This is a genomic window from Lentzea sp. NPDC020367, assembly GCF_044387305.1.
GTDB lineage: Bacteria > Actinomycetota > Actinomycetes > Mycobacteriales > Pseudonocardiaceae > Lentzea.
On record NZ_JBIRVV010000004.1, the window covers coordinates 491,384 to 515,473 of the forward strand.

26 protein-coding genes are annotated in these 24,090 nt (G+C 69.3%); 18 read left to right on the forward strand and 8 right to left on the reverse strand.

The genetic code is table 11. The annotated features are described in order from the left end of the window. Position 1: 1 nt before the first annotated feature. The gene (locus ACH413_RS19985) at positions 2 to 136 is read right to left on the reverse strand and encodes a hypothetical protein (protein ID WP_360033858.1); all 135 of its coding nucleotides are present in this window, start codon (positions 134 to 136) and stop codon (positions 2 to 4) included. A 17-nt stretch (positions 137 to 153) separates the two neighbouring features. Then, positions 154 to 435: a metal-sensitive transcriptional regulator gene (locus ACH413_RS19990; RefSeq protein WP_360033855.1), complete on the reverse strand. Its 282-nt coding sequence runs from the start codon at positions 433 to 435 to the stop codon at positions 154 to 156. A gap of 597 nt (positions 436 to 1,032) precedes the next feature. Here ACH413_RS19990 and ACH413_RS19995 point away from each other — a divergent pair. Next, on the forward strand, positions 1,033 to 2,967 hold the full coding sequence (locus tag ACH413_RS19995; RefSeq protein WP_360036050.1) for a potassium transporter Kup: 1,935 nt from the start codon (positions 1,033 to 1,035) through the stop codon (positions 2,965 to 2,967). A gap of 8 nt (positions 2,968 to 2,975) precedes the next feature. Next, a complete protein-coding gene (locus tag ACH413_RS20000; protein ID WP_360036047.1) occupies positions 2,976 to 3,578 on the forward strand; it encodes an ATP-binding protein in 603 nt (200 codons plus the stop codon). On the opposite strand, the gene ACH413_RS20005 is transcribed toward ACH413_RS20000, so the two are convergent. Next, the gene (locus ACH413_RS20005) at positions 3,575 to 5,356 is read right to left on the reverse strand and encodes an FAD-binding dehydrogenase (RefSeq protein ID WP_360036044.1); all 1,782 of its coding nucleotides are present in this window, start codon (positions 5,354 to 5,356) and stop codon (positions 3,575 to 3,577) included. The genes ACH413_RS20000 and ACH413_RS20005 overlap by 4 nt on opposite strands. A gap of 161 nt (positions 5,357 to 5,517) precedes the next feature. Between ACH413_RS20005 and ACH413_RS20010 the strand changes: the two genes are divergently transcribed. Then, complete coding sequence (locus tag ACH413_RS20010; RefSeq protein WP_360036082.1) at positions 5,518 to 6,648, forward strand: helix-turn-helix domain-containing protein; 1,131 nt, start codon at positions 5,518 to 5,520, stop codon at positions 6,646 to 6,648. Between the two features lie 4 nt (positions 6,649 to 6,652). Here ACH413_RS20010 and ACH413_RS20015 read toward each other — a convergent pair whose 3' ends face one another. Next, positions 6,653 to 7,066: a ribonuclease domain-containing protein gene (locus tag ACH413_RS20015; protein ID WP_360036041.1), complete on the reverse strand. Its 414-nt coding sequence runs from the start codon at positions 7,064 to 7,066 to the stop codon at positions 6,653 to 6,655. 354 nt (positions 7,067 to 7,420) lie between these two features. Here ACH413_RS20015 and ACH413_RS20020 point away from each other — a divergent pair, with 354 nt between their 5' ends. After that, complete coding sequence (locus tag ACH413_RS20020; RefSeq protein ID WP_360036038.1) at positions 7,421 to 8,110, forward strand: cellulose binding domain-containing protein; 690 nt, start codon at positions 7,421 to 7,423, stop codon at positions 8,108 to 8,110. Here ACH413_RS20020 and ACH413_RS20025 read toward each other — a convergent pair. Continuing rightward, positions 8,107 to 8,922, reverse strand: coding sequence for an alpha/beta hydrolase (locus tag ACH413_RS20025; RefSeq protein WP_360036035.1), 816 nt, complete (start codon positions 8,920 to 8,922; stop codon positions 8,107 to 8,109). The two genes, ACH413_RS20020 and ACH413_RS20025, sit on opposite strands and share 4 nt — an antisense overlap. 68 nt (positions 8,923 to 8,990) lie before the next feature. Then, positions 8,991 to 9,563 (reverse strand): TetR family transcriptional regulator C-terminal domain-containing protein, encoded by a 573-nt coding sequence (locus ACH413_RS20030; protein ID WP_360036032.1) that lies wholly within the window; start codon positions 9,561 to 9,563, stop codon positions 8,991 to 8,993. Positions 9,564 to 9,672: 109 nt separating this feature from the next. On the opposite strand from ACH413_RS20030, the gene pcaH reads away from it, so the two are divergent. The 9 genes from pcaH to ACH413_RS20075 all read left to right on the forward strand — a co-directional run bounded on the left by pcaH (position 9,673) and on the right by ACH413_RS20075 (position 16,788). Continuing rightward, positions 9,673 to 10,410, forward strand: a complete 738-nt coding sequence (gene pcaH / locus ACH413_RS20035) for a protocatechuate 3,4-dioxygenase subunit beta (RefSeq protein WP_396425030.1) — start codon at positions 9,673 to 9,675, stop codon at positions 10,408 to 10,410. Next, the gene (locus tag ACH413_RS20040) at positions 10,403 to 10,897 is read left to right on the forward strand and encodes a protocatechuate 3,4-dioxygenase subunit alpha (RefSeq protein ID WP_360036029.1); all 495 of its coding nucleotides are present in this window, start codon (positions 10,403 to 10,405) and stop codon (positions 10,895 to 10,897) included. The genes pcaH and ACH413_RS20040 overlap by 8 nt, the downstream gene beginning before the upstream one ends. 2 nt (positions 10,898 to 10,899) lie before the next feature. Further along, positions 10,900 to 12,006, forward strand: a complete 1,107-nt coding sequence (locus tag ACH413_RS20045) for a lyase family protein (RefSeq protein ID WP_396425032.1) — start codon at positions 10,900 to 10,902, stop codon at positions 12,004 to 12,006. Positions 12,007 to 12,123: 117 nt separating this feature from the next. Continuing rightward, on the forward strand, positions 12,124 to 12,879 hold the full coding sequence (locus ACH413_RS20050) for an alpha/beta fold hydrolase (RefSeq protein ID WP_360036023.1): 756 nt from the start codon (positions 12,124 to 12,126) through the stop codon (positions 12,877 to 12,879). Beyond that, positions 12,876 to 13,217, forward strand: a complete 342-nt coding sequence (locus ACH413_RS20055; protein WP_360036076.1) for a carboxymuconolactone decarboxylase family protein — start codon at positions 12,876 to 12,878, stop codon at positions 13,215 to 13,217. The genes ACH413_RS20050 and ACH413_RS20055 overlap by 4 nt, the downstream gene beginning before the upstream one ends. Further along, positions 13,214 to 13,870, forward strand: coding sequence for a 3-oxoacid CoA-transferase subunit A (locus ACH413_RS20060; RefSeq protein ID WP_360036020.1), 657 nt, complete (start codon positions 13,214 to 13,216; stop codon positions 13,868 to 13,870). The genes ACH413_RS20055 and ACH413_RS20060 overlap by 4 nt, the downstream gene beginning before the upstream one ends. Beyond that, positions 13,867 to 14,499 carry a 3-oxoacid CoA-transferase subunit B gene (locus ACH413_RS20065; RefSeq protein WP_360036017.1) on the forward strand — a complete coding sequence of 211 codons (633 nt, stop codon included), beginning with the start codon at positions 13,867 to 13,869 and terminating at the stop codon, positions 14,497 to 14,499. The genes ACH413_RS20060 and ACH413_RS20065 overlap by 4 nt, the downstream gene beginning before the upstream one ends. Beyond that, positions 14,496 to 15,665, forward strand: coding sequence for a 4-hydroxybenzoate 3-monooxygenase (locus ACH413_RS20070; RefSeq protein ID WP_360036014.1), 1,170 nt, complete (start codon positions 14,496 to 14,498; stop codon positions 15,663 to 15,665). The genes ACH413_RS20065 and ACH413_RS20070 overlap by 4 nt, the downstream gene beginning before the upstream one ends. 34 nt (positions 15,666 to 15,699) lie before the next feature. Continuing rightward, positions 15,700 to 16,788, forward strand: coding sequence for a winged helix DNA-binding domain-containing protein (locus ACH413_RS20075; RefSeq protein WP_360036011.1), 1,089 nt, complete (start codon positions 15,700 to 15,702; stop codon positions 16,786 to 16,788). Here ACH413_RS20075 and ACH413_RS20080 read toward each other — a convergent pair. Continuing rightward, positions 16,777 to 18,138, reverse strand: coding sequence for a molybdopterin molybdotransferase MoeA (locus ACH413_RS20080; RefSeq protein ID WP_360036008.1), 1,362 nt, complete (start codon positions 18,136 to 18,138; stop codon positions 16,777 to 16,779). The two genes, ACH413_RS20075 and ACH413_RS20080, sit on opposite strands and share 12 nt — an antisense overlap. A 62-nt stretch (positions 18,139 to 18,200) precedes the next feature. Between ACH413_RS20080 and ACH413_RS20085 the strand changes: the two genes are divergently transcribed. Beyond that, complete coding sequence (locus ACH413_RS20085) at positions 18,201 to 19,442, forward strand: MFS transporter (RefSeq protein ID WP_360036005.1); 1,242 nt, start codon at positions 18,201 to 18,203, stop codon at positions 19,440 to 19,442. A gap of 390 nt (positions 19,443 to 19,832) precedes the next feature. Further along, positions 19,833 to 20,672, forward strand: coding sequence for a formate dehydrogenase accessory sulfurtransferase FdhD (gene fdhD, locus ACH413_RS20090; RefSeq protein ID WP_360036002.1), 840 nt, complete (start codon positions 19,833 to 19,835; stop codon positions 20,670 to 20,672). Here the strand turns inward: fdhD and ACH413_RS20095 are convergent. Further along, positions 20,669 to 21,142 carry an NUDIX domain-containing protein gene (locus ACH413_RS20095; RefSeq protein WP_360035999.1) on the reverse strand — a complete coding sequence of 158 codons (474 nt, stop codon included), beginning with the start codon at positions 21,140 to 21,142 and terminating at the stop codon, positions 20,669 to 20,671. The two genes, fdhD and ACH413_RS20095, sit on opposite strands and share 4 nt — an antisense overlap. 89 nt (positions 21,143 to 21,231) lie before the next feature. On the opposite strand from ACH413_RS20095, the gene ACH413_RS20100 reads away from it, so the two are divergent. Genes ACH413_RS20100 through ACH413_RS20110 form a run of 3 tightly spaced genes read left to right on the forward strand, consistent with a single transcriptional unit; the run spans position 21,232 to position 24,086 of the window. Further along, positions 21,232 to 22,101 carry an ATP-binding cassette domain-containing protein gene (locus ACH413_RS20100; RefSeq protein WP_360035996.1) on the forward strand — a complete coding sequence of 290 codons (870 nt, stop codon included), beginning with the start codon at positions 21,232 to 21,234 and terminating at the stop codon, positions 22,099 to 22,101. 1 nt (position 22,102) lies between these two features. Further along, positions 22,103 to 23,170, forward strand: coding sequence for an ABC transporter permease (locus tag ACH413_RS20105; RefSeq protein WP_360035993.1), 1,068 nt, complete (start codon positions 22,103 to 22,105; stop codon positions 23,168 to 23,170). A gap of 4 nt (positions 23,171 to 23,174) precedes the next feature. Next, entirely contained in the window at positions 23,175 to 24,086 is a 912-nt protein-coding gene (locus tag ACH413_RS20110) for a Gfo/Idh/MocA family oxidoreductase (RefSeq protein WP_360035990.1), read from the forward strand. Positions 24,087 to 24,090 lie beyond the last annotated feature (4 nt).

Below are 24,090 nucleotides of genomic sequence, written 5' to 3' on the forward strand. Positions count from 1 at the left end.
TTCAGCCCGCCAGTTCGTGGCCGGCCTCGGCGACTGCTGTGCGCACGTCGTCCAGGGAGACCGGGGTGGTGCTGGTGGTCGTGACCTTGCCGGTGGCGGTGGCCTTGCCGGTGGCGGTGTGGACTGACTTGCTCATGGCCTTCTCCTCGCGGGTTAGGAGCGGACCAGGCGGGCGATGGCGTCACTGGCTTCCGCGATCTTCGCGTCTGCCGTGGTGCCGCCCTCGGTGATGGCCTGGCTCACGCAGTGCTTGAGGTGCTCGTCGAGCAGCCCCAGTGAGACCGCCTGCAACGCCTTGGTGGCCGCGGAGATCTGAGTCAGTACGTCGATGCAGTACTCGTCTGACTCGATCATCCGTTGCAGGCCGCGGACCTGGCCTTCGATTCTTCTCAGGCGGCGCAGGTGGGAGGCCTTCGTGGTGGCGTAGCCGGGCATGTCTCGCTCCCTTTCCGGCCACCGCGCGGCCGGGTGGTTGTGCCGGGGGAGCGGTGGGCTCTGGCGTTCTTTATACCCTAGGGGGGTATGGGTATGTCAAAGTCGCGACCTCGCGGGTGGGTCACCTTGCGGGCGGCGACCTTGCGGGTGGTCACCGTGCGGGCGGCCTGGTTGCGTTGGGTGCTTCCCCTGGGGGCTCTGCCCCCAGACCCCCGGCAATCTGATCGGGGGGTCCGCGCCATACGCGGGTAGATGGCACGCCTGTTGCTTTGGGCGGCTGCCTGTTTCGTAGATGTGTGCGTTGGCGGTGGGGTCCCGTCACGAGCCGAGCCGAGAGCGGGCCACATCAGGTCAGGGGTGTCAACTCGACGAAAAGCGTGTCGAGTTGACACCCCTGACCTGATGCAGCAAGAGCTGTGGCGCGACTCGTGACGGGACCCCACCGCCCAGCCCGTTTGGTAAGGACGGCTCGCCTTCGGCTTCGCGGGTGGGTGGGGGGTGGTGCGTCAGGATCGCGTAAAGATCACCCGGTCGTGCTGAGCGTTTTTGCTGGTGCGCGGTTATCTTGCGGGCACCAGGCGGTCTAGGGGGTTGTTCGTGGCTGATCAGCAGGTTTCCGGCGCGCCGTCTCGGCGGAAGCTCGCGCATGATGGCGTTCGGCTGGCCGTGATCGTTGGGGCGCTCGGGGTTGTGTTCGGCGACATCGGTACCAGCCCGATTTATACGATTCAGACGGTGTTCAACCCCTCTGACCCGCATCCGGTGCCCGTCAGCGTGGACAACGTTTATGGGGTTGTGTCGCTGATCTTCTGGTCGGTCATGATCGTTGTGACTGTCACCTACGTGTTGTTGGCCATGCGTGTTCACAACGATGGTGAGGGCGGGATCATGGCCCTCATCACCCTGTTGCGGCGGTGGAAGGCCAAGCAGGGGCGTAAGGCTGCGGCCACGTTGGCGGCGCTTGGGGTTTTTGGTGCTGCCTTGTTCTTTGGTGACAGCATGATCACGCCTGCTATTTCGGTGCTGTCTGCTGTGGAGGGGTTGAAGGTCGTCGAGCCCGAGTTGGAGCGGTTCGTCGTGCCGATCACCGCCGTGATCATCGTTGGGCTGTTCCTGGTGCAGCGGCGGGGGAGTGGGGTGGTCGGGCGGTTCTTCGGGCCCGTGATGATCCTGTGGTTCGCCGTGATCGGGGTGGCCGGGATCGTGGGGATTGCCGGTCATCCGGAGATTCTCAAGGCGTTGTTGCCCACGTACGCGGTTGGGTTCTTGTTCGGGCACTTCGACATCGCGTTCTTCGCGCTTGCCGCTGTGGTGTTGGCGGTTACTGGTGCTGAGGCGTTGTACGCGGACATGGGGCACTTTGGGCGGCCGGCCATCGCTCGTGGGTGGTTGTTCCTGGTGTTTCCGGCTTGTGTGCTCAGTTATATGGGGCAAGGGGCGTTGATTCTTGATGACCCGGCCAACGTCAGCGGGCCGTTCTTCCTGTTGGTGCCTGAGTGGGCGCGGTGGCCGATGGTCGTGTTGGCCACTGCGGCTACCGTGATTGCATCGCAGGCTGTGATCACTGGGGCCTACTCGGTGGCGTCGCAGGCTGCGCAGCTCGGGTACCTGCCTCGGTTGCGGATTGCGCACACGTCTGAGTCGACCATCGGGCAGATCTACGTGCCTTGGATCAACTGGATGTTGATGATCTCGGTACTGACGCTGGTGTTCGCGTTTCAGACGTCGGCGGCGTTGGCGTTCGCGTTCGGCATGGCTGTCACCGGGACCATCACGATCACCACCACGTTGTTCTTGTTCATCGCTCGCTTGAAGTTTGGTGCTCCGGCGTGGGCTATCGGGCTCGGCTGTGTGCTGTTGCTGGGTGTGGACCTGTTGTTCCTTGCCGCCAACATGACGAAGTTGTTGCATGGTGCGTGGTTGCCGTTGTTGATCGGGCTTACCGCGTTCACCGTCATGACTACGTGGCAGCGTGGGCGGGCGATCGTCACCAAGGCTCGGCGGGAGGCTGAAGGGTCGTTGCAGGCGTTCGTCGAGGAGTTGCACTCGCAGCAGCTGACGCGGGTGCCTGGGTGTGCGGTGTTTCTCAATCGTGGCAAGGAGACCGCGCCGCTGGCCATGCGGGCGAACGTTGAGCACAACCACGTGTTGCACGAGCGGGTGGTGATCGTGTCCATCGAGACCGAGCCGGTGCCGCGGGTGCCGTTGGAGCGGCGGGTTCAGGTTGATGAGCTTGGGTATGCCGACGACGGCATTGTCTATGTGAGCGCTCGGTTTGGGTACATGGAGACGCCGGACGTGCCTGCGGCGCTGGCGTTGCTGGATCCGGCGCAGACCGAAGGGGCGCTGGATCTCGGGCAGGCGCGGTACTTCCTGTCGAAGATCGAGTTGCAGCGCGGGCCGAAGCGCACCATGGCCGGGTGGCGCAAGCGGTTGTTCGTGGCGACGTCGTACATCACGGCTGACGCTGCCGAGCACTTCGGATTGCCCCGAGAGCGAACAGTGATCATGGGGGCGCACATCGATGTTTAGGTGGAGCCATGACGGACCTCTACCTGAACCTCGAACCTACGACGGAGCGTCCTGTCGTCGTGCTGGTCGCCGGGATTCCCGGGGCGGGCAAGAGCACGCTCGCCGAGTCGCTGGCTCGTCGCCTGCGGACGCCGATCTTCTCCCAGGACTGGGTGATGGGGGCGTTGGTGCTGGGGCGCGCGATCACCGACGAAAACGCTTACGAGGTGGGCGATCTGCAGCTTCGCGCTTCGGTGGCGCGGCACGTCCAGCTGGGGATCGACGTGATCGTGGACGCCACCGGGCACACCCGCGAGGAGCGTGGCCGGTGGCGTGAGCTCACCGAACGGCTCGGGGGCGTGTTCGTCGGCGTCGAGTGCGTCTGTTCGGACGAAGTCGTGCATCGGGAACGCGTCGAAGGCCGGGACCGGGGGATTCCTGGTTGGCACGCAACGGTTCCGTGGCAGCACGTTCAGCGAATGCGCGGCCTGTGGGAGCCGTGGGAGGACGAACACCTGGTGCTCGACTCGGCCGTCGAGACTCCGGACGGCTCGCTCGAACGCGTCCTCGAGGTGGTGCGGGGCCTGCGGTCAACAGGGGAGACCGCAGACCCCGTGATCGTGGGCCGCTAGGCGCTTTCCGCCGCTGCGGCGCGGCCTGCCGCGCGTCCGGAGAACAGGCAGCCGCCGAGGAACGTGCCCTCCAGCGCGCGGTAGCCGTGCACGCCGCCACCGCCGAAGCCGGCGACCTCGCCCGCCGCGTACAGGCCGCGGACCGGCTGGCCGTTCGAGCCGAGCACGCGGCCCTGCAGGTCGGTTTGCAGGCCGCCCAGCGTCTTGCGGGTCAGGATGTTCATCCTGATCGCGATCAGCGGGCCGGAGCCTGCGTCGAGGAGCTTGTGCAACGCGGCCGTGCGGGCGAGGCTGTCCCCGCTGTAGGCCAGGGAGTTGCGGATCCCCATCACCTGGACGTCCTTGGTGAAGGGGTTGTCGACCTGCTGGTCGCGGATGGTGATCTGCCGGCGCAGGTCGTCCAGGTTGATCAGGTTCTGCCCGGTCAGCGCGTTCATCCCGGCGACGAGGTCGGGCAGGTTGTTCTTGATGACGAAGTCGACGCCCTTGTCCATGAACGCCTTCACCGGCGGCGGCGTGCTGTTGAAGATCCGCATCGCGATGTACGCGGCGAGGTCCTTGCGGGTGATCTCCGGGTTCTGCTCGGAACCGGAGAGCACGAACTCCTTGTCGATGATCTTCTTGTTGAGCACGAACCACGAGTAGTCGTAGCCGGACTTGCCGATCAGCTCCAGCGTGCCGAGCGTGTCCAGTGACGGGATGCCGGGGTTGGGGAAGCGCTTGCCGCGCGCGTCGAGCCACAGCGACGACGGCGCGGCCAGCACGCGGATGCCGTGGTCCGGCCAGATCGGCGTGTGGTTGATCATGCCCTCGGTGTAGTGCCACATGCGGTCGCGGTTCACGATCCGGCCGCCGGCCAGCTCTGTGATCGCCAACATCCGGCCATCGACGTGCGCGGGAACGCCGGTGACGAGTCGCCGCGGGGCCGGGCCGAGGCGGGCGGGCCAGTTGCGGCGCACCAGGTCGTGGTTCGCGCCGATGCCGCCCGAGGTGACGACCACCATCGGCGCGTACAGCTCGAAGTCGCCGACCTTGGTGCGGGAGCTGGGGGTGCCGCGCGCGGCGCTGCTGGGTTCGAGGACGGTGCCGCGCACGCCGGTGACGGCGCCGTTGCTGACGATCAGCCCGTCGACCTGGTGGCGGAACTTGAAGGTGACCTTGCCGTCGCGGACGGCGTCGCGCACCTTCTTCTCGAACGGCTCCATCACGCCGGGGCCGGTGCCCAGCGTCATGTGGAAGCGCGGCACCGAGTTGCCGGGCCCGTCCGCGAGCTGGCCACCGCGTTCGGCCCAGCCGACGATCGGCACCCAGCGCACGCCCAGGCCGTACAGCCAGTCGCGCTTCTCGCCCGCGGCGAAGTTCAGGTAGGCCTCCGCCCACTTCGCCGCCCAGTGGTCCTCACCCAGGGGATCGCTCACACCGCGGTCGAACCCGGCGGTGTTGAACCAGTCGGCGCGGGCCAGCTCCAGCGAGTCCTTGATGCCCGCGGTCCGCTGCTCCTGCGAGTTGACGAAGAAGAGACCGCCGAGCGACCAGAACGCCTGTCCACCCAGGCTGGCCTCGGGTTCCTGGTCCAGCAGCAGGACTTTGCGGCCCGCCGCGGCCAGTTCGGAGGTCGCGACGAGACCGGCCAGACCGTGCCCGATGACGATCACGTCCGCGTCGACTCTCGGCGCCGCCCCGGCGACTGCCTGCCCCAGGGTCCCGCTCGCGGCGATCGCGCCGATCGCTCCGCTGGCGGCGAGCAGGTTGCGGCGGCTGATGTTCCGGTCTGACATCCCAGGGCCTTCCTCGTTGAAGGGTGGTGCCAACGCGAATTACTCTCGCGTAAAGCAACTAACCAGTAACCGGAGAGCGGGGGATAGGGGCCCGTCACCAAACGGCGACGGCTGTGTTGTGGCCGTCACACAACGTGTTGTTTGGAGGCGCTGTGCCGGGAATGTCCGCGATGGTCCGCCGGGTGCTCGAAGCCGTCGCCGCCGACGAGAAGGTGGTCGAACGGGTCGTCGACGCCGCCCGCGGCAACTCGCCGGAGGTCGCCAGGCTGCCCGCAGAGGAGAACCGCAGGCACATCGCTTTCCTGCTGTCCGAAGGGATCGCGCACCTCGAACGCGGTGGCTCGCCCGACGACGGCGACTTCTCCGCCGCGTTGTCGCTGGGAGCTGATCGCGCCGCTCAGGGCGTGTCGATGGCGGGGCTGCTGCGCGGCGTGCACGCGGGGCGCACCGAGTTGATCAGGGCGAGCGTCGAGCTGGCGCGGTCGCTGGGCGTGGCCGACGGCACGATCCTGGACTTCATGATCGACCTGGACCACTACGTGGGCGCGGTCGAGCGGCACATCATCAGCGGCTACCACACGGCCGAACTGCAGCTGTCCCGCACGGCCAGGGATCTGAACGCCCAGGTGCTGCGGCGGCTGCTGGTGACCGGCGAGTTCCCGGACGCCTCCGAACTCGCTCGAACCGGCTTGCGGCCCGATGGTCGCTATCACTGCGTGGTCTCCGGGGTGACCGACCCGAGTCACGCGCGGACGCTGGAACAGCGGCTGCACACGTTCGGCGGCGTGTACGGGCTGGTCGAGGGGCGGCTCGCGGGGCTCACGCACGTGCCGCCGTCGTGGTCGGACGATCTGCTCGTGGTGTCACCGGCGACGGCGCTGAAGTCGTTGCGGGGCACGTACTCCCTGTGCACCCGGGCGCTGGCGGCCGCAGGAGCCGCCCTGGGAGTGCGGCTGCTGACCGATCTCGCTGGTGAGACCGCTCTCGCGGCGGTCCCGGCGCTGGCGGACACGCTCGCCGACTCGTTGCTCGGCCAGCTGGATCCGAAGAGCACGTTCCACCACGAGATGGTGGTGACGGCGTTGTGCTACCTGGACAACGGCGGCCGGCTCAGCGCGACGGCCTCGGCGTTGCACATCCACGCGAACACCGTGCGGTACCGGCTCGACCGGCTGGTGGAGCTGACCCTGGTCGATCTCGGCGAGAACCCGCATGCGGGACGTTCACACGTGCTGACGACGCTGCACACCTGGTGGGCGCTGCGGTCGTGGATCGACCGCAGCGCCAGGTGAAGCGTCAGAGGCGGTAGAAGTTCGCGTAGTGGTCCGGGGAGAAGTAGACCGTGTTGGCGGTGCGGTCGACGATGATCCGGTACGCGTCCCGCGCCGCGCCGCAGGCACGCGGGTAGACGTCGAACTCCAGGTAGCTGTGGCCGGCGGGCAGCTGGCCCTCGCGGTTCTGGTGGACGCCACCGGCGTAGTTGCACTGGCTGCCGGACCAGTTGCTGACCCAGCCGCGCGTGCTCGGGTAGCCCTTCTGCTGCCACGTCCTGTTCGCGGCGGAGGCCGCGGAACAGCGGGTCTGCGTGCAGGAGCTGTAGACGGCGGCGTCGGCGGCAGGGGCGACGACCGTGGTCACACCGAGAACGGAGGCGACGACGGCGAGGGCGGCTAGGGTGCGACGTGTCCAGTGCTGTTGCAGGGTTTGCACTTCAGACCTCCATCGGCAGGGAACGAGGGAACGTCCTGATCTTTACTGTTGATCACCACGAGCCGATGAACGGCAGGGAACCATCCGCGCAACTGTGGCCTCTCCACGCTCGCACACCTGGCGTCGTCCCGCGAGGCTTGACCGTCCACGACTCTGAACGCCGGAGTTGATCAACTCCGAACAGTCGATTGCGCATGCTGCCTCCGGCGATAAGTTTGTCCAATGGCAGCACGGAAGCACTTGTTGGTGCTGTTGACCTTGCTCGTGGCCGGGTGCACGGCCCCGCAGGACGGCAGACCTTTCCCCGCACCACGCGTTTCTTCGTCCTCAGCGGAGAAAGAGCCGTCCACAAAGGTGCGTGCTGTTGTGGACGGCCGCACCGTCGAACTGGCCGACGGTACGCGCGCCCGCATCGCGCGCCTGGCCGAGCCTCCGTCGTGCGCCGCCGCGGTCGCCCTCGACTTCGCCACGAAGACGTTGCTGGACAAGGAAGTCCGGGTGAGCAGCATCACCCCCGGCGAGGTCTCGCTGACGTTGCCGGACGGCGCCGACTACGCGTTGCTGGCCGTGCAGTACGGCATCCTGCGCACCGCGGGCGTGGACGGCGGCCCGCTGGTCGAGGCGGAGACCAAGGCCTCGAAGGCGAAACTCGGTCTGTGGGCGCAGGACTGTCCCTCCTCGACCGCCCCGCCGTCCTCGACCGCCGCCGCGCCCCCGCCCGCGGCGCCCTGCGTCGTGGTCTACCGGATCACCAGCCAGTGGGCCGGCGCGTTCCAGGGCGAGGTGACCGTGCGCAACGTCAGCGGCGCGTTGGTTCAGGGCTGGACGGTGCGCTGGCGGTTCGCCGGCGGGGAGACCGTGACGCAGCTGTGGAACGGCACGGTCGCCCAGTCCGGCGCGGATGTGAGCGTGACCAACGCCGACTACAACGCGCTGATCGTCACGGACGGCTCGGTGTCGTTCGGTTTCAACGGCTCCGTCACCGGCCCCAGTTCGCCGCCGGCCTCGTTCAGCGTGAACGGCGCGGCCTGCACGACCGGTTAGCTGTTCTTCTGCCACCAGGTGGTGACGATCCGGGCGTACTCGTCCGCGTTCTCCTCCCACACGAAGTGCGCGGCGTCCACGACGTCCAGCCTGCTGTTCGGCAACCGCTCGTGCAGGTACTCCGCGTTGGAGACCGGCACCACGGTGTCGTGCTTGCCGTTGATCAGCTGGACGGGCGTCGTGATGCCCGGCAGGAGCTTGCTCAGTTCCTGCAGCTCCGCCGGGTACGCGCGCACGTACGCCATCTGATCGACGAACCGCTCGCCCTGGTAGCCGGCGAGGTAGTCCTGCCGCACCACGTCCGGCAGTTCGTAGCCCTGGATGGCGTCCATGGCAACGTTCACGATGTCCTTGGGGCCGAGTGCCCGGTACGGCGTGAGGTCCTCGTCGTGCACCCACTCGTGCAGCGGGGTGCCCAGATCCGTCGGTGACAGCGCGCCGCCGCTGCCGATCACGATGCTGCGGAACCTGTCCGGTGCCTTCGCCGCGGCGAACAGTGCCGCGCTGGTGCCGATGTCGGGGCCGACGACGTGGGGCTGCTCGAGGTCGAACTCGTCGGCGATGCGCAGGAGGAAGTCGCCCATGGCCTTGGGGGACAGCAGGTCCTCGCGCAGGTCGGAGTGCCCGAAGCCGGGCAGGTCGACCGCGATCAGGCTGGCGTGCTCCGCGAGTCTCGTCCAGGTCGGGTCGTAGGCGTAGACGCTCTCGGGCCACGGGCTGAGCAGCAGCGCGGCCGGCCTGCTGTTAGCGCTCACGGCGTAGCGGATGGACAGGCCGTCGATGGTGCGGAACCTCGGGTGGATGTCGCTCATGAATTCAATATGACCGGTCGTCTTGAGTTCGTCAAGAGGTAAGACGGTCGGTCGTATTGAGCCGGGTCTCAGTGCAGGACGACCTCGAAGGCGACCGTGAAGAACGCGGCGAACGCCGACCCGTCCTTGGCTGCCCGTTCGCCGACGATGGCGCCTTCCCAGGAGTTGAGCAGGAACCTGGCCAGGGTCTCTGGGCTCTGGGTGGTCGTCACGTCGCCGGTGTCCTGCGCCTCGCGGATCACGGCGGCGATCGCGTTCCCCCAGAGGTCGAAGGCGGTCCTGACCCCGTCGCGGATCGCGGGGATGTGGTCGGCCGCCTCGACGCTGAAGTTGCCGAAGACGCAGCCGCGTTCGTAGCCGAAGTCCACGATGTCCTGCGCCAGCGCGTCGAAGTGGTCGCGCAGCCGGGTGAGCGGGGCGGTCTTCGGGGTTTGGAGCTTCTCCAAGTGCCGCGTCTGGCCGTAGCGGTCCATCACGACGAGGGCGAGCGCTTCCTTGCTCTCGAAGTGGTTGTAGAACGAGCCCTTGGGCACGCCCGCGCTGTCGGTGATCAGCTTGACGCCGCACGCGTTGTAACCGTGCTTGTGGAACTGCTCGAACGCGGCGTCCACGATCTGCTCTCGCACACTTGCCCTGGGCATACCACCAATATGAGCGGTCGTCTCAGAGGCGTCAAGTTTGGTGCGCGGCTTCCGTTCAGTGGAAAGCCGTGGTCGACTCCGGCGACGTGCTTGCCTAGCGTTCGAAGGCGTGACGACCAGCCAGCACGAGATCAGCGACGAGATCGCGAAGATCCAGGCCGACTCACCGAAGGGTGCGCCGCTGCTGGACTTCGCGCCGTACCGCAGCACGACGTTGCGCCACCCCACCAAGGAGCCGCTGCACGTCGACCCGGAGGGCGCCGAGCTGCTCGCGCCCGTCTTCGGCCACTCGGACGTCGACGCCGTCGAGGCCGACCTGACCCTGCAGCGCGGCGGCGAGCCGATCGGCGAACGCATCCGGGTGCACGGCCGCGTGCTCGACGGCGACGGCCGTCCGGTGCGCCGGCAGCTCGTCGAGGTCTGGCAGGCCAACGCCGCCGGCCGCTACTCGCACCAGGGTGACCAGCACCCGGCGCCGCTGGACCCGAACTTCCACGGCGTCGGCCGGTGCCTGACCGACGATGACGGCTGGTACTCGTTCACCTCGATCAAGCCGGGCCCCTATCCGTGGCGCAACCACCACAACGCCTGGCGGCCCGCGCACATCCACTTCTCCTTGTTCGGCACGGACTTCACCCAGCGGTTGATCACGCAGATGTACTTCCCCGGCGACCAGTTGCTGGCGCTGGACCCGATCGCGCAGTCGATCACCGACCCCGCCGCCCTCGCCCGGCTCATCGCGTCGTACGACCACGCGCAGTCCGAGCACGAGTGGTTGCTGGGCTACCGCTGGGACATCGTCCTGACCGGCAGCCACGCGACCTACCTGGAGCCGTCCGATGACTGACTCGACGCCCGGCCAGACCGTCGGCCCGTTCTTCCACCACGCGCTGGCGTTTCCCGGCGACTCCGAACTGGTGCCGTTCGGCTCGGCCGGATCCGTGGTGCTGCACGGCTACGTCTACGACGGCGCGGGCGATCCGGTGCCGGACGCGATGATCGAGATCCGCCAGTCCGACGCCGCCGGTGTCGTGCCGCGGACCGGCGGGTCGCTGCGGCGGCGCGGCGCCGGGTTCACGGGCTGGGGCCGGTCCTGCACCGACGGCGCCGGGCACTACTGGTTCAGCACCGTCGAACCCGGACTGCCGTTCTTCGCGGTGACGGTGTTCGCACGCGGGTTGCTCGACCGGTTGTTCACGCGCATCTACCTGCCTGATGCTCAGGATGCCGTGGAGGGGCTGGTGTCGGAGCGGGAGGACGACGGGCGGTTGCGGTTCGACGTTCACCTGCAGGGGCCGTCCGAGACGGCGTTCTTCAAGTTCCCGAGGACCTGATGGTGCTGCCGGGTTCTCATCGCGCCGCCGGCCTCGTCGACGATGTCGCGCTGGTGCGCGCGATGCTGCAGGTCGAGGTCGCCTGGTCACGCGTGCTCGGGGACCCGCTCTCGTTGGGCGACTGGGTTCCCGCGCTGGACCCGGTCGAGGTCGAGGCCGCCGGCAATCCGGTGCTGCCGCTGGTCGCCGCTTTGCGTGCTCGTGTATCCACGCCTGTCCACACCGGACTTACGAGTCAGGACGTGCTCGACTCCGCGCTGATGTTGCTGGCGCGCGGGGCTTTGGAGCGGGTGTCGGCTGATCTCGGACGGGTTGGCGTCGCGTTGGCCCGGTTGGCTGACGAGCACCGGTCGAGCGTGATGGCCGGGCGGACGTTGACGCAGTACGCCGTGCCGATCACGTTCGGGCTCAAGGCCGCGCGGTGGCTGGTCGGGGTGCTGGACGCGCTGGACGAGCTGGACGTCGTGGCTCGGCGTTTGCCGGTGCAGTGCGGAGGTGCGGCGGGGACGTTGTCTCGCGTCGCGGATCCGGTCGCTTCGGCGTCGGCCTTCGCCGGGCATCTGGGACTGGTGTGGCCGGGGATGCCCTGGCACACCAGTCGCGCCCCGATCACCCGGCTCGGTGACGCGGTGGTGCGGTGTTGCGACGCGCTCGGTGTGATGGCGGCGGATCTGCTGACGTTGGGGCGGCCGGAGATCGGCGAGGTGCGCGAGGGGTTCGTGGAGGGGCGGGGTGGGTCGTCGACCATGCCGCACAAGCGGAACCCGGTGCTGTCGGTGCTGGTGAACAGCGCGGCCCTGCGGGCTCCCGGGCTGGGGGCGCAGCTGCACCTGTGCGCGGCGCGGGCGGTGGACGAGCGGCCGGACGGGGCCTGGCACGCGGAGTGGCCTGCGTTGCGGGCGTTGCTGGAGCTGGCGGTGGTGGCGGCTTCGCAGGCCGCGGAGTTGGTGGAGGGGCTGGAGGTCCGTGCCGACGTGATGGCGCGGCGGGCTGCCGAGGCTGCTGGGGAGTTGCTGGCGGAACGTGGTGGTGGCGGCGATCCGGGCTCTTATCTCGGGGCGGCCGAGGTGTTCGTGGACGAAGCGCTGAAGAGGTGGGCGGCGCGATGACGGTCGTGCGGCCCGGTCTTCTGGCGATGCCGGGTGCGCGGAATCGATTCCGATTCGACCCCCTCCGGGGGAGCTCGAGGTCCCCATCCCAATCATCTCAAAGGGGTCTGACAGAAAATGACGGCTGAGCTGAGTCTGACGCGGCTTGCCGGGTCCGAGGATTCCGGGCGGCTGCTGGTGGTCGGGCCTTCCCTGGGCACCTCGGTGGCCCTGCTGTGGCGGGACTGCGCGACGGCGCTCAGCGGCGAGTTCGAGGTGATCGGCTGGGACCTGCCCGGGCACGGCAGCGGCGGCCCGGCGAAGGAAACGTTCACCGGGCAGGACATTGCTGACGAACTGGTGGAGCGCACAGGAGCGCTGGCCGGTGGACGGCCGACGGCGTATGCCGGGGTGTCGTTCGGCGGGGCAGTTGGGTTCGAGCTGGCATCGCGGGCGGAGGGGCCGTTCGAAGCCGTCGTGTGCATCGGGGCGGCGCCGCGGATCGGGGTGCCCGAGATGTGGCGGGAGCGGGCCGCGCTGGTCCGGCGGGCCGGGACGCCGGTGATGGTGGACGGGTCGGCTCAGCGGTGGTTCGCGCCGGGGTTCATCGCGCGGGCGCCGCAGGTGGCCGGGGCGTTGCTGCGGGCGTTGGCGGAGGTCGACAAGGAGTCGTACGCGTTGGCGTGTGAGGCGTTGGCGGTGTTCGAGGGCGGTGCGGCTGTTCGGCCCCTGCGGGTGTTGGTGGGGGAGCACGACGTCGTGGTCTCGCCGGACGGCGCCGACGTCGTGCTGGTGGGGTGTGGGCACTTGCCTCCCGCCGAGGAGCCGGCCGCGGTGGCGCGGACGTTGGTCGAGGTGCTTGAGGAGATGCGGTGTCCTACGACGACGGCATGAAGGTTCGGCGCGAGGTGCTCGGGGACGCGCACGTCGACAGGGCGACGCCGGACGAGTTCACGCGCGACTTCCAGGAGTTCATCACCAAGTACGCGTGGGGTGAGATCTGGACGCGGCCCGGGCTCGACCGGCGGATGCGCAGCGCGATCACGCTCACGGCGTTGATCGCGCAGGGGCATTGGGACGAGTTGAAGCTGCACGTCGCGGCGGCGGTGCGCAACGGGCTGAGCGAGGACGAGATCGGCGAGGTGATCCTGCAGAGCGCGATCTACTGCGGGGTCCCCGCGGCCAACCACGCGTTCGCGGTGGCGCGGTCGGTGCTGAAGGAGGGCATGTGAACGTTCACAGCACCCCGCTGGAGGCCGTCGCGGACACGCCGGACGGGGCGACCGTGCTGATCGGCGGGTTCGGGCCGGCGGGGGAGCCCGTGCAGTTGATCGAGGCGTTGCTCGAGTGCGGGGCGAAGGGGCTCACCGTGGTGAGCAACAACGCCGGCTCTGGAGAGAACGGGATCGCGGCGCTGATCAGGGAGAAGAGGGTGGCGAAGATCGTGTGTTCGTACCCGCGGCAGGTCGACTCGCGGCACTTCGACGAGGCCTATCGGGCCGGACGGGTCGAGCTCGACCTGGTGCCCCAGGGGAATCTCGCCGAACGGATCAGGGCCGGTGGCGCGGGCATCGGCGCGTTCTTCACGCCCACCGGGTACGGCACGATGCTGGCCGAGGGCAAGGAAACCCGCTTGATCGACGGCAAGGGCTACGTGCTGGAGTACCCGATCAAGGGTGATCTGGCTCTGGTGAAGGCTTTTAAGGCCGACGACCACGGCAACCTCGTCTACCGCAAGACCGGTCGGAACTTCGGGCCGATCATGGCGGCCGCCGCGACGACGACCGTCGTGCAGGTCGAGGAGTTCGGTGACATCGACCCCGAACACGTGGTGACGCCGGGCATCTACGTGAACCGGATCGTCCACATCGGACGTGCGGCATGATCGACCGGCGGACTCTGGCCAAGCTGGTGGCGGCGGACATCCCGGCCGGGGCGTTCGTGAACCTCGGCATCGGGCAGCCCACCGAGGTCGCGGACCACCTCGCGCCGGGCAGCGGTGTCGTGCTGCACACCGAGAACGGCATGCTCGGGATGGGACCGCAGGCGCAGGGCGACGACGTCGACCTCGACCTGATCAACGCGGGCAAGATCCCGGTCACGGAACTGCCGGGCGCCTCGTACTTCCACCACGCCGACTCGTTCGCGATGATGCGCGGCGGCCATCTCGACGTGTGCGTTCTCGGCGCGTACCAGGTGTCGGCGCGGGGCGATCTCGCGAACTGGCACAGCGGGTCGCCGGACGCGATCCCCGCGGTCGGCGGCGCGATGGACCTCGCCGTGGGTGCGAAGCAGGTGTTCGTGATGATGAACCTGCTGACCCGCGACGGAAAACCGAAGCTGCTCGACGAGTGCACCTATCCGCTGACCGGACTTCGGTGCGTGAGCCGCGTCTACACCGATCTCGCGACGTTCCTGATCACCGGCGACGGTGTGGTCGTGCGCGATCTGCACGGCATCTCGTTCAGCGATCTCCAGGCACTGCTCGATGTTCCGTTGAAGGAGCTGTCATGACGCGCACCCAGGTCGGCATCGTCGGAGCGGGACCTGCCGGGCTGATGCTGTCGCATCTGTTGTCCCTCAACGGGATCGACAGCGTTGTTATCGACAACAGAACACGCCTGGAGATCGAGAACACCGTCCGCGCCGGCATTCTGGAAGCCGACAGCGCGCGGTTGCTCGCCGAGACCGGGGTGTCGGACCGGGTGCTGCGCGACGGGCATCCGCACGAGGGCATCGACCTGCGGTTCGGCGGCGAGAGCCATCGCGTCGACTTCCGCGCGCTGGTCGGCGAGTCGGTCTGGCTCTACCCGCAGACCGACGTGTTCGTGGACCTGGCGAACGCCCGCGAACGCGACGGCGGCGACGTGCGGTTCGGCGTCAGCGACACGTCGGTCGACATCACCGAGCCCGCGATCCGGTTCGTCGACAGCGATGGTGTGCGGCAGGAGGTGCGCTGCGACCTGCTCGTCGGCGCGGACGGCTCCCGTTCGATCTGCCGCGCCCAAGTACCGGAAGCCCTGCGCACGCACAGCTTTCGCGAGTACCCGTTCGCCTGGTTCGGCATCATCACCCAGGCACCGCGCAGCGCTCCCGAGTTGGTCTACGCGCACTCGCCGCGCGGGTTCGCGCTGATCAGCCAGCGCACCGAGACGCACCAGCGTATGTACTTCCAGTGCGACCCGGAGACCGATCCCGCCGCGTGGTCCGCCGACCAGATCTGGGAGGAGCTGCAAGCGCGGGTCGCCGGGCCGGACGGGTTCACGCTCAACGAAGGGCCGATCACCGAGAAGACCGTGCTGCGTTTCCGTTCGTTCGTCGCGGAACCCATGCGCCACGGCAAGTTGCTGCTCGCCGGCGACGCCGCCCACACCGTGCCGCCGACCGGCGCGAAGGGCCTGAACCTGGCGCTGCAGGACGTCCGGGTGCTCGCCGAGGTCATCGAACGCGCGTTGCTCAAGAACGATGACGACGCACTGGACGAGTACGGGCCGCGTGCGCTGGACCGGGTGTGGAAGGCGCAGCACTTCTCGTACTGGATGACCACGATGCTGCACTCCCTGCCCGGCGCGACGGACTTCGACGTGCGCAGGCAACTCGGTGAGCTGCGCTCGGTGGTGGGGTCGGAGGCGGGATCGAGGTTCCTCGCGGAGGGGTACACGGGCTGCTGGCCCGCTTGAGCGGGACTGGAGCGCGGCCCGCCAGACTGTCCTGATGGACATCGCGGCGCTGCGCCTCGGCAACATCGGGCGGCTCCAGTCGGCGGAGGACGTCGTCCGCTCACTGGGAGCCATGCAGGGCCAGGACTACGGCCAGTCGCTGTGGGCGATCGGCCTGCGCACGGCGGACGGGCGCATCGCCGACGTCGAGGAGGCGCTGCAGGCCGGACGCGTCGTCCGCACGTGGCTGATGCGCGGCACGATCCACTACGTCCTGGCCGAGGACGTCCGGTGGATGCTGGGCCTGTTCGGCGCCCGCGACCTCGCCAGGCTCACCCCCAAGGCGTGGCAGTACCACCACATGACGCCCGAGCTGATGTCGTTGGCGCGCAAGACGTTCGTGGAGGCGCTCACCGGCGGCGGCTGCCTCACCCGGCGCGAGATGATCGACCTGATGGCGGGCGTCGGCATCCCGGACGACCGGCAGCAGAGCTACTTCACGTTCATCCACCTCGCCCAGGAGGGCCTGGTGGTGCCAGGACCGCCGCGCGGCAAGGAGCAGACCTTCGTGCTGCTGGACGAATGGGCGCCTCAGCAGCGTTCACTCGAAGGCGACGAGGCGATGGCCGTGCTGGCGTCGCGGTTCTTCGGCAGCCACGGCCCGGCGACGCTCGCGGACTTCGCGAACTGGTGCGGCATCGGCGTGCGCGAGGCCTCCCGTGGACTGGAAGCGGTGAAGCACGAGCTGGTGTGCGAGACGTTCGACGGCAAGGAGTACTGGCTGCCGCCGGACCTCACGCCGGGCTCGGGCGCGTTCGTGCTGCCCGCGTACGACGAGCTGGTGATCGGGTACAAGGACCGCAGCGCGTTCTTCACCCGCTACGACGAGATCCCGATCTCCACGTACAACGGCATGTTCTACGCGACGATCATCGAGGACGGCCAGATCGCGGGACTGTGGCGGCGGGTCATGAAGAAGACTTCGGTGGACGTGGAACTGCGGCCGCTGCCGGGTTTCGACGTCGACCGGCTCGCCGAGCACACCGCCCGGTTCGGCGACTTCCTCGGACTGCCGGTGCGGACCGTCGTGAAGGACGCGCCCGAGGCCGGTTCGTCGAAGGTCAGCTGGCGTTCACGCAAGTAGCTCCATCTCGCCGCCTTGGTGACCGGGCGGAACGACCGCGAGGGCATCCGCTAGTGCCGCACCCCAGAGCGAACCGGGGCGGTCGTGGCCGACCGGGATGGCCGCGTTGCCGTGCCTGGTGACCGGGATCAGGCGGGTGTCGCGGGGGTGAGCGTTCACATCGCTCAGGTGGGCCGTGACCGGTGGGCGGGTGGTGTGGCCGCCGAGGGCGTCCAGCAGCGGGTGGAGCAAGGTCAGGACTGCGGCGAGGGCGGCGAACGGGTTGCCGGGCAGGCCGACGACGCAGCGGCCGTCGGGCAGGACGGCGAGCAGCATCGGGTGGCCGGGGCGGCAGGCGACGCCGCTGACCAGGATCTCGGCGTCGAGGTCGAGCAGGACCCGGCGGAGGTGGTCGGCCGGGCCGACCGAGGTGGCGCCGCAGGTGACCAGGACGTCGGCCTGGTTGAACGGGAGTGCGTCGGCGAGGGCGGATGGGTCGTCGGACCGGAGTGCGTTGGCGAGCGCGGACGGGTCGTCGCGCAGGTGGGTGGTGCCGATCAGGTCCGCCCTGGTGAGCAGGCCGGGGAGCATCGGGCCGATGGCGTCGCGGACCCGGCCTGGGCGGGGCGGGCCGGTGTGGAGGAGTTCGTCGCCGGTGACGATCACCGCGATCCTCGGTCGGCGGTGGGCCAGGAGGGTGTCGTGGCCGGCCGCGGCGGCGAGGCCCAGGACGGCGGGGGAGATGAGGGAACCGGCGGGGATCAGCTCGTCGCCGGCTGACCAGTCCTCGCCTCGGCGGCGGATGTGCTTGCCCGGCGGAGGGACGTCGTGCTGGTGGGTGTGGCCGTCGAGCGGCAGGCCTTCGTCGCGGGGATCCGCCGGTGGATCTTCGGGTCGGTGGGTGTGGTGGCCGGCCGGATCGTCGTGCCGTCGGCGATCGTGGCCGCCGGACGGGAGACCTTTGGGCTCGCGGTGGTCGCTGGCACGGTGACGTGGTGCCTGTCGATGTTGCGCGTCCGCGATGTGCCGGAGCAGCGTGCCGTCGACAGAGCAGCGCTCTACCGGGACCACCGAATGCGACCCGTCCGGCACCGGCGCGCCCGTGGCCACGCCGAACGCCTCGCCGGAGCGCAGCACCACCGCGGGCACCGGGTCTCCCGCCGCCACCCGTCCCACGACGGTCCACGGTCCAGGACCCGCGACCGCGTAGCCGTCCATCGCCGAGGTGTCGCAGGTCGGCTGGCTGGTGAGGGCGCGCACGGCCGAGGCGAGTGCGAGGCCCAGGGCGTCGGGCAGGGCTCGTTCGGCCGCGTCCAATGGTTTGGCGGCTTCGCGTGCTGTCTGGCGGGCGAGCGTCCAGGGCATGTTCATCAGGGCTCCCGTGGTATAGCCTACCGAATACTGTATGCAATCCTCGGGACGGGGTGAAGGGCATGTCGGTCGCGACTTACGTCCGGGATCACGTCGGCAGGCTCTACCGGGTGGGGGAGACCGACGTCGAGGCGTCGGGGCGTTCGCGCCGCACGGTGCTGTGGGCCGCTTGGGCGGCGATGCTCGCGGCCGGCATCGGGCAGTACGGGTTCGGGGCGCTGATCCCCCAGTTGCAGGACCGGTGGAGTGTGCCGGAGTTGTTCTGGGCACTGGCGTTGTGGACCGTCTGTCAGGCGGGCACGGCGTTTCCGGTGGCCTGGCTCAGAGAGCGGAAGAGGCTGACGTCCACCGGCGCGATGTGGATCGGCGCGATCCTGTGCGGCGCCGGGCTTCTGACGCTCGGGCAGGGGCAACTGGTCGGGTACGCCGTTATCGGCGGCATCGGCGCCGGGCTGGTCTACGCGACGTGCCTCGGCACAGTCGTCCGCTGGTATCCGGAGCGCGTGACGCGGAAGGTCGCGTTCGTCAGCGGGGCGTTCGCGTACGGGTCGGTGCCGTTCGTGCTGGCGGCCGGGATCTTCTTCGGTGGCGGGTTCCTGACGCAGGCCGGGATCGCGATCGCCGTGGTCGTGGCGGTGGCGGGCGCGGTGCTGAAGGACCCGCCCGAGCACTGGTGGCCGCCGCACATCCCGCCGCGCGAGTGGGCGCTCGACCGGGCGCGGGTGCCGAACCGGTCTGCTCTCAAGGAGTTCCGGACGCACGAGGCCATGCGGTGCGGCACGTTCTGGTGGCTGTACGGCGGTGTGGCGTTCGCGGCGGCCGTTTCCCTCTACGACCTGGCGTACCTGCCGCTGTTCGTCGGCGACGAGGTGCTCGGGGCGGTCGCACTGGCGACGCTGGCCGCGGCGACGGGCACCGGGCGCGTGCTGGTCGGGTGGATCTCCGACCGGGTCGGGCGGCGCAAGGCGCTGGTCTGGACGCTGGCGACCGGCGGACTGGCACAGTTCGTGTTGCTGTACTCCCAGAACGTGCCGGGACTGCTCATCGGCGCCACGCTCGCTGGTCTCGGCACCGGCTGCTGCTACTCGTTGCTGGTCGGCGTCACCAGGGAGTACTTCGGCGAGACGAACGGCGCGCAGAACTTCGGCGTCCTCTACACCGCCAAGGCCGCGGGGGCGTTGATCGCCGCGATCGTCCTAGCGTCACAAGGACCCACGTTCGCGTTCATCGCGGCGGGCGTGCTCGGGCTGGCGGGCGCGGTGCTCACCGGGCACCTGTCGCAGCCGGGAAGGCCACGTCTGTGAGCCGCCTGCCGCGGCTCTCGAAAGGCTGGCACCAGACGCCCGCGGACGGCTGCTGCCTGATGGAACTGACGTCGGTGCTCGCGGGCGAGGTGTGGTCGGACCGGCCCGCCTGCGTGCACCCGGTGCTGGCCTGCGTGGCGCGGTGTGTCAACGATCAGTCCACAGACGACGGACGCCGAAAGCTCCTTCCGTTCGCCACCAAGGTGATCGGGACGCGGAAGGCGCCCGCCGAACGTCTGGTCGCGCACTGCACGAGCAGGGCCGGGATCGTCGCGCCGAGGTGGTGGCCGCGCAACTGGGTCGTGGCCAGGGCGGTCAGGGCGATGTCCGGGGACGAGGTGTTGCGGCGCCTGCTCGACGAGTGCGTCGCGATCTGCTGGGAGGCAAGGCATGGGACGAGTGACGAGCAGGCGGCGCGTCGTGCGGCTGGTGGACGACGCGGTCACCGTGCGACCGGACACGCTGGCGGTCGAGGAACCACTGGAGATCCGCGTGCGGGGCAAGTCCCTCGCCGTGACCATGCGCACGCCGGGTGACGACTTCGACCTCGCCGCGGGCTTCCTGGTCAGCGAGGGCGTGGTGCGCGCGCCGTCCGACATCGCGTCGATCCGCTACTGCGCGGGCGCCACGGCGGACGGGAGCAACACCTACAACGTCCTCGACGTCGGGCTCGCGGACGGCGTCGCGCCGCCGGACCCGTCGATCGAACGCAACTTCTACACCACCTCGTCGTGCGGCCTGTGCGGCAAGGCGAGCCTGGACGCCGTGCGCACCGTGGCGACCTGGCAGGTCGCGGCCGACCCGATCCGCCTCGACCCGAAGCTGATCACCGAGTTCCCGACCAAACTCCGTGCCGCGCAACGGGTCTTCGACCGCACCGGCGGCCTGCACGCGGCCGGTCTGTTCGACGCCCAGGGCAACCTCCTGTGCCTGCGCGAGGACGTCGGCCGGCACAACGCGGTCGACAAGGTCGTCGGCTGGGCCACGCGCGGCGGACGGCTGCCGCTGACGAGCACCGTGCTGATGGTGAGCGGCCGGGCGTCGTTCGAACTGGTGCAGAAGGCGGTCATGGCCGGGATTCCCGTGCTCACGGCGGTGTCCGCGCCGTCGTCGCTCGCCGCCGACCTGGCAGAGGAGATGGGCGTGACGCTGGTCGGCTTCCTGCGCGGGACGTCGATGAACGTCTACACCGGCGGGCACCGGCTGGGGGTCATCGCCGGAGTCCGCTAGTGCAGGACCAGGCCGCCGACCGGGACCGCAGCGACATGCCCGGTCGGCGGCATCCCCAGGGCGAGCGCGAGTCCGACGTCGACCAGCGCGGCCCTGCGCAGACCGGCGACGTCGGCCAGCGGTGTCCACACAGGATCGACGGTCGCCCCGTTCGGCTCCGGCCGCGGTTCGCCGGTGATCCGGACCGCGTAGAAGACACCGATGTTCTGGTGCGGCCCCTTTTCCGGCATGTGTCGTTCGGCCGCGGGGATGAACCGGGAGTCCACGCCGAGCAGCCGTTCGACCTCGCCGGCGCACCCGGTCTCCTCGGCGACCTCCCGGACCACGGAGTCGAACGGGTCCTCGCCGTGCTCCACCGCGCCACCGGGCAGCGACCAGTGGCCCTCGTCGAACGCTGATGTGCAACGAACGAGCAGCACGCGGTCGTTCTCGATGCTCACGGCGTAGGCGGCCAGCCGGAAGGTCGTCATGCGGGCACGTTAGCCCGTAAGGGGTCCTCCGCGAGGATGATGCCGCGCGGCGGACGCGATCTTGAACGCCGCGACCTACCGTTCTCCCCATGTTGACTGTCAGGGGGATCAGCCGGAGCTTCGGCGATCACAAGGTGCTCGACGAGGTGAGCTTCGACGTCCGGCCCGGCCGGATGACGGGCTTCCTGGGCGCCAACGGGTCGGGCAAGACGACCACCATGCGCATCGTGCTGGGGGTGCTCGCCGCCCACGGGGGAGCGGTGAGCTGGCAGGGGGCCGAGGTCGGGCCGCAGAACCGGCCCGACTTCGGTTACATGCCGGAGGAGCGCGGGCTCTACCCGAAGATGAAGGTGCGCGACCAGATCACGTGGCTGGCGCGGTTGCACGGCATGGACCGCGAGACCGCGCAGCGCAACACCGACGACCTGCTGGCGGACCTGGAGCTGACCGACCGGGCCGGGGACCGGCTCGAGGAGTTGTCGCTCGGCAACCAGCAGCGCGTGCAGATCGCGGCCGCGCTGGTGCACGACCCGGCGGTGCTGATCCTGGACGAGCCGTTCTCCGGCCTCGACCCGATCGCCGTCGAGACCGTGCTGGACGTGCTGCGCAAGCGGGCGGCGGGCGGCGTGCCGGTGCTGTTCTCGAGCCACCAGCTGGCGATCGTGGAACGGCTCTGCGACGACGTTGTGATCATCTCAAAGGGACGGATCGTGGCCAACGGGTCACGCGAGGAGCTGCGCGTCAAGCACGCGGGCGAGCGGTACGAGATCGTCGTGCAGGAGGACGCGGGCTGGGTGCGCGACGTGCCCGGCGTCCGGATCCTGGAGCTCGACGGGCCGCGCGCGGTGTTCGAGGCGGAACCCCAGCAGGTGCTCAGGGCGGCACTGGACCGCGGCGAGGTCCGCTCGTTCACGCCGGTCGTGCCCACGCTGGACGAGATCTTCAGGGAAGTGATCTGACATGGCTCGCGCCTCCTTCAGCCAGGCGACGTGGCTCGTCGCCGAACGTGAGATGAAGACCCTGGTCGGCACCAAGGGCTTCTGGATCGGCTTCCTCTTCACGGTCGTCGGGTTGTTCGCGCTCACGATCCTGCCGACGGTGTTCGGCGGCGACGACCCCAAGGTCGCGGCGGTCGGTTCCGCCGTGCAGACGTTGCAGGGCAAGGCACTCGACGTGCGGGAGGTCGGCAGCGTCCAGGAGGCCGCCGACCTGGTCAGGGCCGACGACGTCGACGCCGCCATCGTGCCGGACGGCGCCGGGATCAAGGTCCTCGCGCTCAACAGCCCGCCCAACAGCGTGATCCGCCAGCTCGTCGAGTCGCCCCCGGTGGAATTGCTCGAGGCCTCGGCGGTGACGTCCGGCCAGCGCTCCGTCACGGTGATCGTGTTCGGGCTGGTGTTCCTCATGTTCGGCATGGGCGGCGCGGCCATCGCGCAGAGCACCGTGACCGAGAAGCAGACGCGGATCGTGGAGATCCTCGTGTCGACCGTGCCGGTGCGGGCGCTGCTCGCCGGCAAGATCCTCGGGCACACGATCCTGACGCTCCTGCAGGTCGTCGTCCTGGCGCTCGCGGCGCCGATCGCGTTGCGAGTGGCGGGACTCGGCGAACTGCTGGGGGTGGTCGCGCCCGCGCTGGGCTGGTTCATCCCGTTCCTGATGCTCGGGTTCGTGCTGATCTCGTCCATGTGGGCCGTGGCGGGTGCGCTCGTCAGCCGTCAGGAGGACCTCGGCTCGACGATGGGCCTGGTCATGATCGCGGTCATGGGGCCGTACTTCGGCGTGCAGTTCTTCTACGAGAACCCCGTCGTGCTCAAGTGGATGTCGTTCGTGCCGTTCACGGCCGGCGTCGCGATGCCGGTGCGGTTGTTCTCCGAACAGGCCGCGGCGTGGGAGGCGGTCCTCTCGCTCGGCATCCTCGCGGTGACCGTCGTGGTGATCCTGCTGGTCGCGTCCCGGCTCTACACCGGCTCGTTGCTGCAGACCGGTGGGCGGGTGAAGCTCTCCAAGGCCTGGGCACCTGCAGAATAGGCGCATGATCGCTGACCCGATTCGCCTCGCCGTCGTCGGCCTGGGAGCCATGGGCACCCGGATGCTGACGGCGGCGCTGGCACATCCCGACTTCACCGTGGTCGCGGGCGTCGACGTCGCACCCCGCATGCTCGACGTCCCGGTCGTCACGAACCTCGACGACGTGCTGTCCGAAGTGGACGCGGTGTACGTCTCGACGCCACCCGCCTCGCACGCCGAGCTGACCACGAAGGCGTTCCAGGCCGGCAAGGCGGTGTTCTGCGAGAAGCCCCTCGCGGTCGATCTCGCCGAGGCCCGCGCGATGGCCGAAGCCGCCCAGGGCCGGCCGAACGCGGTGAACTTCGCGTTGTCCGACATGGTGGCGACGCTCGAGATCGAACGCCGGTTGCCCGAACTGGGCACGTTGCGCGGTATCGAGATCCGGCTGCAGTTCCCCGTCTGGCCGCGCGCGTTCCAGGCGGACGCGACGTGGCTGTCGCGGTCCGAGCAGGGCGGGTTCGTCCGCGAGGTGTTGTCGCACTTCGTCTACCTCACCGACCGGATGCTCGGACCGCTCACCGTCGAGTCGGTGTCGTCGGACTTCCCCGAGCCCGGTGCGGCCGAGGTCGCGGCCCGCGGTCTGCTGCGGGGCAGTGGCGTGCCCGTGCACGTGTCGGCGTTCTCCGGACTGGCCGGGCCCGAGATCTACGAGTGGACCGCCTGGGGCACCGAACGGTCGCTGCGCCTCGACCAGTGGGCCCTGCTGTCCACTTCGGACGGCGGCGCGTGGGAACCCGTGCCGCTGGAGCAGACCGGGTCCGACTACGCGCGGCTCACGCTGTTCGCGCAGGCCGTGCGCGGCGAGCACCCGCGTGACCTGGCGGACTTCGCCAGCGGGCTGCGCGTGGCCGAGGTGATCGAGGCCTTCCTGCGGTAAACCG

Bases quoted from the DNA above. Each gene is read 5' to 3' on its own strand.
- ACH413_RS20065 (WP_360036017.1), top strand. From the start codon at position 13,867: ATGATCGACCGGCGGACTCTGGCCAAGCTGGTGGCGGCGGACATCCCG.
- ACH413_RS19990 (WP_360033855.1), bottom strand. From the start codon at position 435: ATGCCCGGCTACGCCACCACGAAGGCCTCCCACCTGCGCCGCCTGAGA.
- ACH413_RS20010 (WP_360036082.1), top strand. From the start codon at position 5,518: ATGTCCGCGATGGTCCGCCGGGTGCTCGAAGCCGTCGCCGCCGACGAG.
- ACH413_RS20070 (WP_360036014.1), top strand. From the start codon at position 14,496: ATGACGCGCACCCAGGTCGGCATCGTCGGAGCGGGACCTGCCGGGCTG.
- ACH413_RS20025 (WP_360036035.1), bottom strand. From the start codon at position 8,922: ATGAGCGACATCCACCCGAGGTTCCGCACCATCGACGGCCTGTCCATC.
- ACH413_RS20085 (WP_360036005.1), top strand. From the start codon at position 18,201: ATGTCGGTCGCGACTTACGTCCGGGATCACGTCGGCAGGCTCTACCGG.
- ACH413_RS20030 (WP_360036032.1), bottom strand. From the start codon at position 9,563: ATGCCCAGGGCAAGTGTGCGAGAGCAGATCGTGGACGCCGCGTTCGAG.
- ACH413_RS20100 (WP_360035996.1), top strand. From the start codon at position 21,232: ATGTTGACTGTCAGGGGGATCAGCCGGAGCTTCGGCGATCACAAGGTG.
- ACH413_RS19985 (WP_360033858.1), bottom strand. From the start codon at position 136: ATGAGCAAGTCAGTCCACACCGCCACCGGCAAGGCCACCGCCACCGGC.
- fdhD (WP_360036002.1), top strand. From the start codon at position 19,833: ATGGGACGAGTGACGAGCAGGCGGCGCGTCGTGCGGCTGGTGGACGAC.
- ACH413_RS20075 (WP_360036011.1), top strand. From the start codon at position 15,700: ATGGACATCGCGGCGCTGCGCCTCGGCAACATCGGGCGGCTCCAGTCG.
- ACH413_RS20105 (WP_360035993.1), top strand. From the start codon at position 22,103: ATGGCTCGCGCCTCCTTCAGCCAGGCGACGTGGCTCGTCGCCGAACGT.
- ACH413_RS20095 (WP_360035999.1), bottom strand. From the start codon at position 21,142: ATGACGACCTTCCGGCTGGCCGCCTACGCCGTGAGCATCGAGAACGAC.
- ACH413_RS20000 (WP_360036047.1), top strand. From the start codon at position 2,976: ATGACGGACCTCTACCTGAACCTCGAACCTACGACGGAGCGTCCTGTC.
- ACH413_RS20040 (WP_360036029.1), top strand. From the start codon at position 10,403: ATGACTGACTCGACGCCCGGCCAGACCGTCGGCCCGTTCTTCCACCAC.
- ACH413_RS20050 (WP_360036023.1), top strand. From the start codon at position 12,124: ATGACGGCTGAGCTGAGTCTGACGCGGCTTGCCGGGTCCGAGGATTCC.
- ACH413_RS20005 (WP_360036044.1), bottom strand. From the start codon at position 5,356: ATGTCAGACCGGAACATCAGCCGCCGCAACCTGCTCGCCGCCAGCGGA.
- ACH413_RS20080 (WP_360036008.1), bottom strand. From the start codon at position 18,138: ATGAACATGCCCTGGACGCTCGCCCGCCAGACAGCACGCGAAGCCGCC.
- ACH413_RS20110 (WP_360035990.1), top strand. From the start codon at position 23,175: ATGATCGCTGACCCGATTCGCCTCGCCGTCGTCGGCCTGGGAGCCATG.
- ACH413_RS20055 (WP_360036076.1), top strand. From the start codon at position 12,876: ATGAAGGTTCGGCGCGAGGTGCTCGGGGACGCGCACGTCGACAGGGCG.